General features: G+C 71.7%; 15 protein-coding genes. 6 read left to right on the forward strand and 9 right to left on the reverse strand.

All coding sequences use genetic code 11. The features are described 5' to 3' along the window. Window positions 1-43: 43 nt before the first annotated feature. On the reverse strand, window positions 44-640 hold the full coding sequence (locus tag AB0P41_RS12335) for a TetR/AcrR family transcriptional regulator (protein WP_365931671.1): 597 nt from the start codon (window positions 638-640) through the stop codon (window positions 44-46). Window positions 641-701: 61 nt separating this feature from the next. Here AB0P41_RS12335 and AB0P41_RS12340 point away from each other — a divergent pair, with 61 nt between their 5' ends. Next, window positions 702-1529 carry a class I SAM-dependent methyltransferase gene (locus AB0P41_RS12340; RefSeq protein WP_365931673.1) on the forward strand — a complete coding sequence of 276 codons (828 nt, stop codon included), beginning with the start codon at window positions 702-704 and terminating at the stop codon, window positions 1527-1529. A gap of 67 nt (window positions 1530-1596) precedes the next feature. On the opposite strand, the gene AB0P41_RS12345 is transcribed toward AB0P41_RS12340, so the two are convergent. After that, window positions 1597-3042, reverse strand: a complete 1446-nt coding sequence (locus AB0P41_RS12345; protein WP_356707148.1) for a glyceraldehyde-3-phosphate dehydrogenase — start codon at window positions 3040-3042, stop codon at window positions 1597-1599. A 144-nt stretch (window positions 3043-3186) separates the two neighbouring features. Between AB0P41_RS12345 and AB0P41_RS12350 the strand changes: the two genes are divergently transcribed. The 3 genes from AB0P41_RS12350 to AB0P41_RS12360 all read left to right on the forward strand — a co-directional run bounded on the left by AB0P41_RS12350 (window position 3187) and on the right by AB0P41_RS12360 (window position 5130). Beyond that, a complete protein-coding gene (locus AB0P41_RS12350) occupies window positions 3187-4152 on the forward strand; it encodes a YihY/virulence factor BrkB family protein (protein WP_365931675.1) in 966 nt (321 codons plus the stop codon). Window positions 4153-4207: 55 nt separating this feature from the next. Then, window positions 4208-4690, forward strand: a complete 483-nt coding sequence (locus tag AB0P41_RS12355; RefSeq protein WP_356707146.1) for a hypothetical protein — start codon at window positions 4208-4210, stop codon at window positions 4688-4690. Between the two features lie 77 nt (window positions 4691-4767). Next, complete coding sequence (locus tag AB0P41_RS12360) at window positions 4768-5130, forward strand: DUF4180 domain-containing protein (RefSeq protein WP_356707145.1); 363 nt, start codon at window positions 4768-4770, stop codon at window positions 5128-5130. A gap of 51 nt (window positions 5131-5181) precedes the next feature. Here the strand turns inward: AB0P41_RS12360 and AB0P41_RS12365 are convergent, their stop codons facing one another. From AB0P41_RS12365 to AB0P41_RS12390, 6 genes are all read right to left on the reverse strand, one after another. Continuing rightward, window positions 5182-5721, reverse strand: a complete 540-nt coding sequence (locus AB0P41_RS12365) for a MarR family transcriptional regulator (protein ID WP_365931678.1) — start codon at window positions 5719-5721, stop codon at window positions 5182-5184. Between the two features lie 82 nt (window positions 5722-5803). After that, entirely contained in the window at window positions 5804-6409 is a 606-nt protein-coding gene (locus AB0P41_RS12370; RefSeq protein WP_365931680.1) for an SRPBCC family protein, read from the reverse strand. A gap of 42 nt (window positions 6410-6451) precedes the next feature. Beyond that, on the reverse strand, window positions 6452-7582 hold the full coding sequence (locus tag AB0P41_RS12375) for a molybdopterin cofactor-binding domain-containing protein (protein ID WP_365931682.1): 1131 nt from the start codon (window positions 7580-7582) through the stop codon (window positions 6452-6454). 29 nt (window positions 7583-7611) lie between these two features. Then, window positions 7612-8841, reverse strand: coding sequence for a xanthine dehydrogenase family protein molybdopterin-binding subunit (locus tag AB0P41_RS12380; RefSeq protein WP_365931683.1), 1230 nt, complete (start codon window positions 8839-8841; stop codon window positions 7612-7614). Between the two features lie 5 nt (window positions 8842-8846). Next, on the reverse strand, window positions 8847-9383 hold the full coding sequence (locus AB0P41_RS12385) for a (2Fe-2S)-binding protein (RefSeq protein ID WP_365931685.1): 537 nt from the start codon (window positions 9381-9383) through the stop codon (window positions 8847-8849). Continuing rightward, window positions 9380-10264: an FAD binding domain-containing protein gene (locus AB0P41_RS12390; RefSeq protein WP_365931687.1), complete on the reverse strand. Its 885-nt coding sequence runs from the start codon at window positions 10262-10264 to the stop codon at window positions 9380-9382. The genes AB0P41_RS12385 and AB0P41_RS12390 overlap by 4 nt, the downstream gene beginning before the upstream one ends. A 150-nt stretch (window positions 10265-10414) precedes the next feature. Here AB0P41_RS12390 and AB0P41_RS12395 point away from each other — a divergent pair, with 150 nt between their 5' ends. Continuing rightward, window positions 10415-11518, forward strand: a complete 1104-nt coding sequence (locus tag AB0P41_RS12395; RefSeq protein ID WP_365931689.1) for an XdhC/CoxI family protein — start codon at window positions 10415-10417, stop codon at window positions 11516-11518. Between the two features lie 69 nt (window positions 11519-11587). Then, window positions 11588-12781: a TetR family transcriptional regulator gene (locus tag AB0P41_RS12400; RefSeq protein WP_365931691.1), complete on the forward strand. Its 1194-nt coding sequence runs from the start codon at window positions 11588-11590 to the stop codon at window positions 12779-12781. 36 nt (window positions 12782-12817) lie between these two features. Here AB0P41_RS12400 and AB0P41_RS12405 read toward each other — a convergent pair whose 3' ends face one another. Further along, a complete protein-coding gene (locus AB0P41_RS12405) occupies window positions 12818-14185 on the reverse strand; it encodes an MFS transporter (RefSeq protein ID WP_365931692.1) in 1368 nt (455 codons plus the stop codon). Window positions 14186-14364: the final 179 nt, after the last annotated feature.

Below are 14364 nucleotides of genomic sequence, written 5' to 3' on the forward strand. Positions count from 1 at the left end.
GATGGCTTCCGGCCGGCATGCATGCGCACCCGTGCCGCTCCGGTCATGCCGGTTCGCGTATGACGCCGGCGAGGACCGTGGTCACCATTCTGTGCACCGCGTCGGCTCCCGGCGAGGGGTTGTCCCGGTCGGCGAACAGCAGATGGCCGGCCCCGATCAGGGTCGGGGCGAGCGTGCCGATGTCGGCGTCCGCGTCGATCCGGCCCAGCTCGCGCTCCGCGGTGAGGTAGGAGCCGACCATCGTCACCCCTTCCGACAGGACCGGGACACCGGTCGGCCAGGTCCGGCGCAGCCTGGCGCGCAGCTCGTCGCGGAACGTGATGAGGGGGATGATCGCGACGGCGACCGAGCCGAACAGAACCGTCAGGGCGGGAGCGAGATTGCCTGTGACGGTGCCCGTCCCCGCGGAGTCCCGGAGGGCGGCTGCCCGGGTTTCCATCTCGCCGGTCCGTTCCAGGACGAGTGCGGTGAGGAAGTCGTCGAAGTCGGTGAAATGGCGGTGCAGGACGCCCTTGGCGCACCCCGCCTCCGTGGTGACCGCCCGGCTGGTCAGCGCGCTCGGCCCGTCCCGGAGCAGGACACGCTCCGCGGCGTCGAACAACTGCTGACGCGCGTCGCGGATGTGCACCCCTGTCGGCATCGGGCTCCCCATTTTGTTCGGTCCATTGAGTGAGTGGGCATGCGCCCACTAAGGTGGGCGCATGCCCACTCTACCGAAGGAACAGCCAGCGCCTCCCGGGGGCGAGCCCCATCGGGCCCGGGAGGTGGCGGAGTCGTTCGGCTCGGACGCCGAGCGTTACGACCGGGCCCGTCCTCCTTACCCGGACGCCCTCGTACAGGCCGTGATCGCCGCCTGCCCCGGCACTCGCGTCCTCGACGTCGGCTGCGGCACCGGCATCGGAGCCCGGCAGTTCCGGGCAGCCGGCTGCACCGTGCTCGGCATCGACCCCGACGCGCGGATGGCCGGCATCGCGCGGCGCAGCGGCATCGAGGTCGAGGTGGCGACGCTGGAGGCCTGGGATCCGGGCGACCGCCGGTTCGACATGGTCGTGGCCGGGCAGGCCTGGCACTGGATCGACCCGGTCGCCGGTGCGGCCAGGGCCGCGCAGGTGCTGCGGCCCGGCGGGCGGCTGGCGGCGTTCTGGCATGTCTTCGAGCCTCCGCCCGAGGTGACGGACGCCTTCGTCAGGGCCTACCGGCGGGAGGTGCCCGATTCGCCGTTCGCCCGGCCGGTGGCCGAGAGGTCCGGGAACCCGTACGAGGCGATCCTCGACAGGGCCGCGGAAGGGATTGGCGAGGCAGGCGGCTTCGGTGAAGCCGAGCGGTGGCGCTTCGGCTGGGAGCGGGCCTACACCCGAGACGAATGGCTGGACCTGCTGCCCACCCAGGGTTCGCTCACCCGGCTCCCGGCGGGACGGCTGGCGAAGGTGCTGGAGGAGGTCGGGGCCGCGATCGACGCGATGGGCGGCGGTTTCACGATGTCCTCCGCCACCGTGGCGGTCACCGCCGTCCGCGGCGGAACGGCCTGACCCGGCCATGGCGAAGGCTCCCGGTGCCGTCGCGTGGCACCGGGAACCGTAGGGTCTTCCGCCCGGATCAGACCGCCGGTGCCGGGTAGGTCGGGTACTCGACCCCGGAGACGTGCTGGACGACCCGGACGACCTGGGAGGAGTAGCCGAACTCGTTGTCGTACCAGAGGTAGAGGATCGCGTTGTCGCCCTCGACCTTGGTGGCTCCGGCGTCGACGATCGAGGCGTGGCGCGAGCCGATGAAGTCGCTCGAGACCGCGTCGGGGGCGGTGATGAAGTCGATCTGGCGCCTGAGCGGCGAGGTCAGCGACACGTTACGGAGGTGGTCGAGGACCTCCTGCCGGCTGGTACCGCGTGCGAGTTGCAGGTTCAGGATCGCGATCGAGACGTCCGGCACCGGGACCCGGATCGAGCTGCCGGTGATCTTCGCGTCGAGGTCGGGCAGCGCCTTGGTGACGGCGGAGGCGGCGCCCGTCTCGGTGATGACCATGTTGAGCGGCGCCGAGCGCCCCCGGCGGTCCGAGTTGTGGTAATTGTCCAGCAGGTTCTGGTCGTTGGTGAACGAGTGGACCGTCTCCACATGGCCGCGCAGCACGCCGTACTCGTCCGCCATCGCCTTCAGCGGCGGGACGATCGCGTTGGTGGTGCAGGAGGCGCAGGAGATGATCTGCTCGTCCGGCTTGATCGTGTCGTGGTTCACCCCGTGCACGATGTTGGGGACGTCGCCCTTGCCGGGCGCCGTCAGGACGACCTTCGCGATGCCGGGGCGCAGGTGCTTGGAGAGCCCCTCGCGGTCGCGCCAGCGGCCCGTGTTGTCGATGAGGATGGCGTCCTTGATGCCGTGCGCCGTGTAGTCCACAGCCGTCGGGTCGTCGGAGTAGATCACCTGGATCTCGTTGCCGTTGGCGATGATCCGGCTGTTCGCCTCGTCGACGGTGATCGTGCCCTGGAACTGGCCGTGGATGGAGTCCCGGCGCAGCAGCGAGGCGCGCTTCACGAGGTCCTGCCCGGCGCCCTGGCGTACGACGATGGCGCGCAGCCGCAGGCCGTTGCCGGAGCCGGTCTTCTCGATGAGCAGCCGGGCCAGGAGGCGGCCGATGCGGCCGAACCCGTAGAGGACCACGTCACGCGCCTCGCGGCGCTCCGTCTTGTTGACGCCCGTGGCCCCGGCCACGGCCTCGGCGGTGAAGTCGCCCACCGACAGGCCGCGGTCGTCCGTCCGGTACGTCGCCGCGAGCATGCCCAGATCGATCTGGGACGGACCGAGGTCGAGCGCCGTGAGGGCGTGCAGGAACGGCAGCGTCTCGGTGACCGAGAGCTCCTCGCCGGCTATCTGCCGGGCGAAACGGTGGGTCTTGAGGATGCTGACCACCGACTTGTTCACCAGGGAGCGGCTGTGGAGCAGGATCGTGACGTCCCGCTCCCGGTGCAGCTTCCCGATGATCGGGATCATCGACTCCGCGATCTCCTCGCGGGTCTTCCAATTGGTGAACGAGTCCTCGGTGGCAGTCACAAGTCCATCTTTCGAGCTAGGCGGTGCTCATATGTTAACCGCACCAGATTTTGATCATGCAAGCGGTGCCGCCTGTTGTCACCTGCACGAACTACTGTGCGGGCGGGTCGGGACAGCAGAACCGGCAGTCGGAGGAGAGGTCTTATGGGGACAGTCGTCCATGTGCCGCAGACGCGGGACATGATCGGGGAGGAGCTCTCGGGGGACGAGGCGCTCAGCGCGCTGCGCCATTACGGCGGGCGCAAGCTGCTCCTGGACGCCTTCGCGAGGTTCCGGTACGCCGACGGGTTCAGCTTCGCGAGGTCCCTCGGGTTTCAGGTGGTCGTGGGCATGGTGCCGTTCGTGATCGCGCTGGTGGGCGTGGCCACGACGGTGCACACCGAGAGCATCGGCCGCGTGATCGAGCTGACGCTCGGAAGGATCGTGCCCGGCGCCAGCGCGGAACTCGTGCAAGGTGCGTTGCGGGACACCCGCCGGAGTGCGGGCTCCACCACGGCGGGGGCGCTGGCGATGTGGCTCGGCCTCGGCTTCGCCGTGCTCAATCTCGCCTCGGCGATGGGCCAGATCGAGCGGGGCTGCAACCGCATCTACGGCATCGAGCGCGACCGCCCCTTCCTCGCCAAGTACGGTCGCGGACTGCTGCTGGCAGTCGCCGCGGGGCTGCCTCTGATGCTGGGGTTCCTCGTGCTGGTCGCCGGCGAAGCCGTCGGGGACGCGGTGGTGGAGGCCCTCGGCTGGTCGCGGTCCTGGCTCGGCTGGTGGGGCGTCCTGGAGGTACCCGTCGGAACGGTCTGCGCCGCCTTGGCCTCCGCCGTGATCTTCCGCTGGTCACCCCGGCGGGTGCAGCCCGGCTACACCTGGCTGGTCTTCGGCTCCGCCGTGCACCTGGTCCTGTGGGTCGCGGCCACCTGGCTGCTCACGTTCTACGTGGGAAAGAGCGGTTCGTTCGGCGCCGTCTACGGACCCCTGACCGCGTTCGTGGCGCTGCTGCTGTGGGCCAACCTGACCGGCATCGTCCTGTTCCTCGGGATCGCGTTCGCGGCTCAACTGGAGGCCGCACGGGCGGGTATCACCGAGCCCGTCCGGCCGGACCCCGGCCCCGGCACCTGAAGCCCGTCCGGCCGCGGGGACGCATCGGTCGCGGCAGGCGGGGCAGGCGCCAGTCATGCAGGGAAGCCACGCACAGGCCAGGACGGACCCGCTCCACGGCGCGCCCCTCCGTGTGCCGGACGACGTCGAACACCCCTCGAAGCACGGTGGCGGGGGCCGCCACCGACTGCTCAGGCACCGAAAGGGCGACTGGCACCGGCGCGTGCTCGCCTACAGCGAGGTCGAGCTGGTGCAGTCGTCCGGGCAGGAGGCCGGTGACACGCAGTGTCTGCTCCTGGTACACGTGCGCAAGGTGGTGGGCCACGTGGATTTCCGCCTCTGCGCCTCCTGCGCGGAGGCGGTCATCACCGACGTGCTCATCGAGAAGCAGTTCCATCGCAGCGGGCTGGGCACCAGGGCGCTCTCCCACCTGCGAGCCCGGTATCCGGGAGTCGTCTGGCGCACCACGCTCGATCGGCGCGGAACGCGCGACCTCATGCGCCGGATGCGGGTGCCGAGGCAGGCCGAGGGCAGCCGGTGCTCCCACGCGGACGAGTGACAGTCGATCCCGTTCCCGCGGCGACGTTTCCGGCATCGCCCCCTGCTCGGTCCCGGAACGGCCTAGTCTGGTCGCCCATGAGCACCTTGCAGTCCATCCATGACGTGCCCGTCCTGATGTGCCCCTCCCAGGGCGAGACCGTCCACGGGGAGAGGGAGGCCCTGGATCTCATCGGCGACGCGGGCTACCAGGGCGCCCGGTGGGCCGTCATCCCCGTCGGGCGCCTCGATGAGAGCTTCTTCCGGCTGGAGACCCGCGTCGCGGGAGACATCGTCCAGAAGTTCGTGCAGTACGGCGTGGGACTGGTGGTGATCGGCGACGTCTCCCACCACGTGCGGGAGAGCGCCGCGCTCCGGGACTTCGTCCGGGAGTGCAACCGGGGGACCCAGACCTGGTTCGTCGCCGACGAGGACGAGCTGCGCGAGCGGCTGAAGGGCTGACGGCCCGGCACGGAACACCCGGGCGGGAGCGGAACCTTGCCGGCCCGGCGGTCATTCCGCCGCGCCGGCCCGCTCCTCGTCGGCGTCGAGGATCGAGATCTCCAGCTTGCGGAGCAGCCGCGCGAGCTGCCGGCGCTCGGAGGGGGACAACCCTGCGAGCATCCGGTTCTCGTTGTCCAGGTGCTCGGTGAACGCCGTGTCCACCGTCGCCAGGCCCTTCTCCGTCAGCCGGGAGTAGACGACCCTGCGGTCCTGGGTGTCCCGCTCCCGGACGATGAGGCCGTCCTTCTCCAGGCGGTCGATCCGCAGGGTCACACCCGCCGACGACACCAGCCCGGAGTCGGCGAGCTGACCGGCCGTCAGCCGGTAGGGATCCCCGGACCTGCGCAGCGCGGTGAGGACGTCGAAGCCCGCGACGGACAGGCCGTGCCGCTCGATGGACTCGGTGAGTCCGGTGCTGTAGCGCAGGAAGGAGCGGTGGAGCCGGGCGAGGACCTCGAGCGGGCTCGTGTCCAGCTCCGGCCGCTCCCGCGCCCAGTCCTCGACCACCTTCGCCACGGCGTCCCGGTCCCCAGGCCTTGATGATGCCATCTCATCCCCTCGTACGGCGTCGGCCGGCGTCCCCCCGGCTTCTCACGGCACTGAGAATCTTACCGCTGAGGTGATGGGAGGCTCAGCCGCGGGAGCGCCGCCTCACCGCCCTGAGCAGCACGACCGCGAACAGCACGGCGGCCGCGGGTACGGCGGCCTTCCTGAGCAGCACGGGAAGTGCCGCCGCGCCCAGGTCCACGGCCTCCGGCTCGGCCGGGGACATGACCGGCGCCGGGCCCGCGGATCCGGGAGCACGCAGGAGCTCCTCGAGACGGTCCGCGAACTGCCGCACCAGCCGGTCCCCGACCTCGGTCATGATCCCGCGGCCGAACTGCGCCGGACGCCCGGTGATGTCGAGGTCGGTGCGCACGTGCACGCGGGTGCCGTCGGGGTCCCCGGCCAGGGTGGCGGTCACCGTCGCGGACGCGGTTCCCGCCCCCCGGGTCTCGCTGCCGGTGAGGTCGAGGTGCATCGAGCGAGCGGCCTCGTCGCGCGTGACGGTGCCCTCGCCGCGGTAACTCATCTGCACCGCACCGATCTTGACCTTGACCCGGCCGGTGAACGAATCGCCGTCGAGCGTGTCGAGCACCGCACCGGGCATACAGGGCGCGACCCGGCCGAGGTCGTGGAAGAGCTTCCACGCGTCATCGGGACCGGCGGGAACGGTGAAGGTGTGGTCGAGCTGCATGGTTTTCCCATCCTTGGGTTCGAAGGCGGACGTGGGGGCAGGTCAGCCGCCGGCGGCCGGGGTCCGGATCAGGTCGCGCACCCGGCTGGGCGAGAGCGGGCCGCGGCGTACGACCACGCCGAAGGGGCGCAGCGCGTCCTCGACGGCGTTGGCGAGCACCGCCTGCGGGGCGATCGCGCCGCCCTCCCCGAGTCCCTTCACCCCGAGGTCGTTCATCGGGCTCGCGGTGAAGAGTTCGTCCATGTCGAGGTCGGGGATCTCCGAGGAGGTGGGCACCAGGTAGTCCATGTAGGTGCCGGTCCTCGGCTGCCCGTCGGGGCCGTAGACCATCTCCTCGTACAGGGCGCCACCGATGCCCTGCGCGACGCCGCCCGTGACCTGGCCCTCGGCGATCATCGGGTTGACGATGACGCCCGCGTCGTGGACGACGACGTAGTGCAGGATCTCCACGACGCCGGTGTGCTCGTCCACCTCCACGACGGCCGCGTGCGCTCCGCTCGCGACGGCGAAGCCGGGCGGCCGGAAGTGGACGGTCTCGCTGAGTTCGGTGCCGTGACGGCCGTCGGAGGGTTCCGGCGTCCCGGGCAGCGGCGCCCGGCCGGCCAGCTCCGCCAGGTCCATCGACGGGCCGCCCGGCTCCGTCGCAGCCACCACGCCGTCACGCAGGCCCAGCCGGTCCGCCGGGACGCCCAGCCGGCGGGCGGCCGCGTCGATGATCTTCTCGCGGACCAGCAGTCCGGCCCGGTGGGTGGCGTTGCCCGCGTTGACCAGGGCACGGCTGGCGATGGTGCCCACGCCGAACGGTGTGGCCTCGGTGTCGCCCCCGGTCACGTCGATGACGTCGAGCGGCACGCCGATGGCGTCCGCGGCGATCTGCGCCATGGACGTACGGTGCCCCTGACCCTGGGACGGCGCGCCTATGGAGAGCCGGACCCGCCCGGTGGGGGCGACGTCGATCCGTGCCGTCTCGAACGGTCCGAGGCCGGTGGCCTCGATGTACATCGCGAAACCGATACCTATGCGCCTGCCGTCGCCGCCGCCCGCGCGCTGCCTGGCGCGCACCCCCTCGACATCCGCCTTCGCCACGGCGCGGCGCAGGAGCTCGGGGAAGTCCCCGGAGTCGTAGGACTGAGGGCTGCCGGAGCGGTCCACCAGCCCCGTCTCGTACGGCATCTCGTCCGGTCCGACGAGGTTGCGGGCCCTCAGCTCCTCGGGGCGATGCCCAGTTCGGCGGCCAGCCGGTCCATCGCGCGTTCCATCGCGAACACCGTCTCCGGCCTGCCAGCCCCTCGGTACGGTGTGGCGAACGTGGTGTTGGTGAGCACACCGGTGACCTCGACGGCCACGTGGGGGACCCGATAGGGGCCGAGCAGATGACAGAGCGAGTTGTACGGCACGACCAGGCCGGTCATGTTGTAAGCGCCGAAGTTCACCATGATCCGGTCGCGTACGCCGATGAGGTGCCCCTGCGCGTCCGCGGCCAGCTCGATGTGGTGGATCTGCTCGCGGGCGTGGGAGGAGGCGGTGAGGTTCTCGTTGCGGTCCTCGCGCCACCGCACGGGGCGGCCGAGCCTGCGGGCGGCGTGCGGGACGAGGAGTTCCTCGACGTAGAGGATGCCCTTCTGTCCGAAGCCGCCGCCCACATCGGCCGCGATGACATGGACGGTGCCCGCCGGGAGGGCGAGCGTGTGGGTGATGGCGTCCCGCAGACGGTGGGGCGTCTGCGTCCCGGCCCAGACGGTGAGCCCGCCGCTGTAGGGGTCCACCTGGGCGGATACCGCGCGGGTCTCGATCGGCGAGGCCACATAGCGGTGCGCCTCGAAGCGTTCCGCGACCACGGTGTGCGCGGAGGCGAAGGCCGCGTCGGGTTCGCCGACGCGCGTCGCGACGGCCACGGCGGTGTTGTCCGGCAGCTCCTCGTGCAGCAGCGGGGCCCCGGGGGACAGGGCGTCCTCGGGGTCGACGAGCACGGGCAGCGGGGTGTAGCGGACGTCGAGGAGTTCGAGTGCGTCCTCGGCGAGATAGCGGCTCTCCGCGAGGACGACGGCGACGGGCTGGCCGACGTAGAGCACCTTGTCGTCGGCGAGGAGGGGCATGGGCGTCATCCGGACCGTGGGGTCCAGGAGCTCCGCGAGGCCCGGCGGGGTGCGCAGCTCCTCCTTGTTGAGCAGGGGAGGCAGGTCCGCGACGTCGCCGCCGGTCCACACGGCGACGACACCGGGTGCTTCCAGCGCCGCCTTCACGTCGATGGACTCGATGCGGGCATGGGCGTGCGGACTGCGCAGGAACGCGGCCTCGACGGCACCCGGAAGCGCGATGTCGTCGACGTAACGGCCGTTGCCGCGCAGCAGCCGGTCGTCCTCGACGCGCGGGACGGCCCTGCCGATCCAGCCGCCGCCGTCCTGCCGGCCCGTGTCGGAAGCGTGGGACATGCGGATCACTCCCCGAAACGCTCGTCGAGTGCCTGACACACGGCACGGCGGATGTTGCGGTAGCCGGTGCACCGGCACAGGTGCCCGCTGAGCGCGTCGGCGACCTCTTCCGGCCCCGGGCGATCGGGCTGCTCGGTGAGAGCCGTCGCCGTCATGACGAACCCGGGCGTGCAGAAGCCGCACTGCATGCCGTGGCACGTGTGGAAGGCGCGCTGGACCGGGCTGAGGGGGGCGTCGCCGGGGGCGAGGCCCTCGACGGTGCGGACAGCGACGCCGTCGCACTGCACGGCCAGCGTCAGGCAGGTGCGGGCCGGTTCGTCGTCGACGAGCACGGTGCACGCACCGCACACTCCGTGCTCGCAGCCGACATGGGTGCCGGTGAGCCCGAGCCGGTCGCGGAGGAAGTCGCTGAGCAGCAGCCGTGACTCGACCTCGGCGGTGATCTGTTCACCGTTCACGGTGAGGGCGATCCGGTGCCAGCCGGACGGTTCGGCGAGCGGCGGGGTGCGGACGGTGGGAGGGGCGGGGACGGAAGGGGTCATGAACAGCGCTCCCATGCGGTCGTACAGGCACGGACGAGGAGGTGGGCGGCGGTCTCGCGCCGGTGCGCGGCGCTCGCGTGGACGTCGTCGGTGGGGGAGAGGCCGGTGAGCGCGGCACTCCGCGCGGCGGCCAGGGCCTCCTCACCGACTCGGGTGGAGACGAGCGCCTCCTCGGCGGCGGGCAGCCGTACGGGGACGGGTCCGGCACCGCTGAAGACGACGCGGGCGGTGCGGACCGTGCCCGTGCCGGGGTCGCGCCCCAGCAGGACGGCGACTCCGACGGTCGCGAAGTCACCGTGCCTGCGGGTGAGTTCCTCGAAGGCCCAGCCGTGCGGTGCCGGTGCCGGGGGGACGACGACCTCCGAGAGGAGCTCGTCGTCGCCGACCGCTGTCGAGAACGTGGCGACGAAGAAGTCCTCGGCGGGGACGGTGCGGCTGCCGCGCGGTCCGGTGATCACGAACCGGGCGTCCAGTGCCCGCGCCGCCGCGGGCAGTTCGGCGGCCGGGTCGTGGTGGGCCAGGCTGCCGCAGACGGTGCCGCGACCGCGGATCTGCGGGTGGCCGATGTGCCCGATGGCCGCGGCCAGCAGGGGCCATCCATGACGGACGGCCGGATCGGCGGCGGCCCGGGCCTGCCTGACGGCGGCGCCTACGTGCAGGGCGCCGGCGGCGTCGACCGACAGCTCGGCCAGCGCGGGGATGCGGGTGATGTCCACGAGGAGCTCAGGCCGCGCGAGGCGCATGTTCAGCATGGGGATCAGCGACTGGCCGCCCGCCACGATCTTGGCGTCCCGCGAGGGGTCCGCGAGGAGGGTGACCGCTTCGGCGACGGAGCGGGGTGCGGTGTAGTCGAACGGTGCGGGTTTCAAATCTGCTGCCACCGGGCCTCTCGGATGGTCGACACGCCGTGGCACTCGGGCGTCGGTGTGCCGATCGTTACGCACAGATGTATCTAGTACCTGAAATGATTTACACTAAAGTTTCTCGTTGGCAAGAGGTATCCGCGGATTTCACGGCCCGAGGTGAGCGACATGCGACACGTCATCGACCAGGCGGCGGCCTGGCAGAGCTCCGGAACCCGCTGTGTGATGGCGACCGTGGTGCGGACCTGGGGCTCCGCCCCGCACGGGCCCGGCGCCTCCATGCTGGTGGCCCGGGACGGCAGAATCGTCGGGAGTGTCTCCGGCGGCTGCGTCGAGGCCGCCGTGGTCGCGGCCGCGGAGGAGGTGTTCGCCGGAGGGCCACCGGTCGTGGAGCGGTGGGGAGTCGGCGACGAGGACGCCTTCGCGGTGGGTCTGACCTGCGGTGGGACGATCGAGGTCCTGATCCGTGAAGTGGGCCCTCGGGTGCCGCTCGACCGCCTCTCGGCGGACCTGGCCGCGGGGGCCCCGGTCGCGCTCGTCACTCCGCTCGACGGTGGAGGAAGCCTGGCCGTGGGGCGTGGGGAGGTGAGCGGTTCACTGGGCGGCGCGGCCGTCGACCGGGCGGCCGCCCTGGCCGCCGAAGGCATGCTGGGCCGTGGTGCGAGCGGGCTGGTGACCCTGGGGGAGGGGGCGGAGAGGCACGGAGGGCACCCGGGGTGTGTCCCGGAGCGGCGACTTCTGGTGCAGTCCTTCGCTGCCAGGCCCCGGCTGCTGGTCTTCGGGGCCACCGAGTTCGCCCGGCCGCTCGCGGCCTTCGGGGCCGCACTGGGCCACCGTGTGACCGTCTGCGACGCCAGGCCGGCCTTCGCGGACCCCGGGCGTTTCCCGGGTGCCAAGGAGGTCGTCGCCGACCGGCCCGACCGCTGGTTCCGCGCCCATGGGGACGTGGTCGACGGCACGACCGCGGTGTGCGTGCTGACCCACGACCCGCGCTTCGACGTTCCGGCCCTCACCCATGCACTGCGCGGCCCCGCGGGGTACGTGGGCGCGATGGGGAGCCGCCGCACACACGAGGACAGGATGGCGCGTCTTCGTGCGGCCGGCGTGGGCGAGGACCGGCTCGCCGGTCTGCGGTCGCCGATCGGTCTCGACCTGGGTGGCCGGGGGCCGGAGGAGACCGCCCTCTCGGTGCTGGCGGAGATCGTCGCCGTACGGCGGGGCGGCACCGGTCTTCCGCTCACCGTCGGGACAGGGCCCGTCCACGCTCTGTGAGCATTTTTGAACGACTGTTTTTATACACACCCGTTTAATCTGAACCATGTGGATCCAGAGAGCAAGAGCATGAGCCCGCGACGACGGCCGGGCGACGGCGTGGGTGCCCCCGCTCCGGAACCGGCGCCGCCACGCCGCCCCGGTTCGCACGACCCGGAAGGCAATCGCCGCGCGGTCCTCGACGCGGCACGCCGTCTCTTCGGCGCGCACGGCTTCAAAGGCGTCGGGGTGCGCGCCATCGCGGCCGAGGCGGGGGTGACGCCCGGCCTCGTGATGGCGTACTTCGGGACCAAGGACGGCCTCTTCCGGGAGGCCGTGGGCAGCGGGGCCGGCGTCAGCCGCGACGTACTCGCGGCGACCGGCGGTGAGGCGGGGGACCTTCCGGGCGTCCTCGCCCGTGCCTATCTCGACCGGTGGGACCGACTGCCCGCAGACGACCCCTGGCCGGCGCTGATCCGCTCGGCGGTCAGTCACCCGCCGAGCGCCGAACTGCTGCGTACGATTCTCGACACGCAGGTGGGGGAGCCGCTCGCCGAGGTCCTCGGCACGACCGACGAGGCCGATGTGCGTACCGCGGTGATCCGCAGCGTGCTCTTCGGCGTCATCATGGAGCGCTATGTCTTCGCGCACGAACCGGCAGCGTCTGTGCCGGCCTCGGAGCTCGCCCCGGCGCTGACGGACGTACTCGCCACGGCGTTCGGCGACGCCGGGGGTCCGGCCGCCGCGGGGACGGCCGGGGCGGAGACGAAAGGCCCGGACCGGGAAGCCCCCGGCCCGGGGGAGGCCGGCCCTGCCGCCCCGGAGGAACCGGGGACCACTCCGGGCACGGCCTCCTTGTTCGCCCTGCTCAACGACTGCGCCGCGCGCCACCAGCTCGTCGTCGGCAGGGCGGTGCGCGCGTACGGCATCAGCCTGCCCGCCTACGACGTCCTGGCCACGCTGCGCGAGGCGGGTGCCCCGTACCGGCTGACGACCGGTGAGGTGGCGGCGGCCGGCTCAGCCCGGGCGGGCGGGCTCACGCAGCAGGCGGACCGGCTGGTGGAGGCCGGACTGATCCGCCGGGAGCGGGACACCGGAGACCGCAGGATCGTCTGGCTGTGTCTCACCCCCGAGGGCCTCGAACTGACCGGGCGGGTGTCGGACGTGCGGTCCGAGCAGGAGCGGGCGCTGCTGGCCGGCCTGGGACACGCGGAACGCCGGCGGCTCACGGCCCTCCTGGGGACCCTGGCGCACACGCTCGGGGCCGGTGGCCCGGAGCAGTGAGCGCTGCTCCCGGCCACCGGCCCCGAACCGGTGTGATCAGGCGTTGAGTTCCTCCAGCGTCCTGCCCTTGGTCTCGACCGCGAACCAGGCGATCACGGCGCCCACCGCGCCCACGACGGCGAGCTGGGCGAAGACCAGCCCCAGGCCGCCGCCCGCGCCGATGACCGCGCCGACGGCCACCGGGCCGAGGATGACGCCGCACCGGTTCCACAGGCCGCCGAACGCCGCACCCCTGGCCCGGTTGGACGTGGGGTACAGCTCGGGGGAGTAGAGGTAGAGCCCCGCGTTGATCGCGTACAGGAAGAAGGTCGTACAGGAGGCGAAGAGGGCCACCTGGCCTCCCGAGGTCGCGCCGGCGAGCGCCAGTACGGCGAGGGAGAGCACGGTGCCGACGAAGGCGCCGACCAGGGCGGGCCTGCGGCCGATGCGGTCGATCAGCATGGCCACGACGAAGGTGCCCAGCAGGCCCGTGACGTTGCTGACCAGGGTGTAGACGAGCGCCGTGGTGAGGTCCAGGCCGAACTCCTTCGTGTAGAGGGAGGGCAGCCAGGTGGAGATGCCGTGGTTCACGTAGTACGCCACGAACCACAGCCCCGACAGGACCGCCGTACGCCGCAGATAGCGTCCACGGAACAGGTCCATGAGGGTGCCCTTGGGCTCGTCCGGCGTGTCCACGGACGGAACCGGTGCGGGGAGCTCCTCGGAGGTCGCGCGGGCGACCTCCGCCTCGATCCGCGCGATCGCGGCCTCGGCCTCGGCCGTACGTCCACGGGAGAGCAGCCAGCGCGGGGACTCCTCGACGTGGCGCGGCAGCATCGCGGCGATCACCACGGGGAGCGCGCCCACGAGGAACATCGCGCGCCAGCCGAAGGCCGGGACCACCCAGACGGCGAGCAGGGTGGCGGCCGCCAGTCCGGCCGGGAAGATCATCTCGTACAGCAGGACGAAGCGGCCCCGCTTGTCGGACCGGGCGATCTCGTTGATGTACGTCGCCGCGACCGGTACGACGCCGCCGATGCCGAGGCCCTGGAGGAAGCGGAAGAGCGAGAACGTCTCGATGCTGCCGGAGAAGGCCACGGCGAGGCTGGCGAGGCCCGTGACCCCGACTCCCAGGGCGACGGTGCGCACACGTCCGATGCGGTCGCCCAGCCAGCCCGCCGCGAGGGCGCCGAGCAGCATGCCGATGGAGGCGGAGGTGACGGCGAAGGTGGCCTGGCCGGTGGACAGGTTCCACTCCTTCATCAGGACGGGGAGCGCGGACGCGGCCAGCAGCTGGTCGAACGCCTCGAAGAAGGTGACGGCGCCGATCAGGAACCGGACCTTGATGTGCCAGCGCGAGTGCGGCAGTCGTTCGAGTCTCGCGGCGATCGAGCCGAGAGCGGGCTTGCCGGCCACAGTCGTCATGGAGGGGGTCCTTCCGCGGGCAGATGAGTTGCGGAGACAGTAGGGGGCCATACCTAAGGGGTCAATAGTTAAGAGCTTAGGAACCTTGTTCTCCGCGACTCGGTCACCATCATCGATCGCGCGGAAGTGGTGCTCAAGACCGTTCGGGCAACGATTTCACCTCGGGGTCTTGTGCGGAG

Source organism: Streptomyces sp. NPDC079167, assembly GCF_040686735.1.
In the GTDB taxonomy this organism is placed as follows: Bacteria; Actinomycetota; Actinomycetes; order Streptomycetales; family Streptomycetaceae; genus Streptomyces.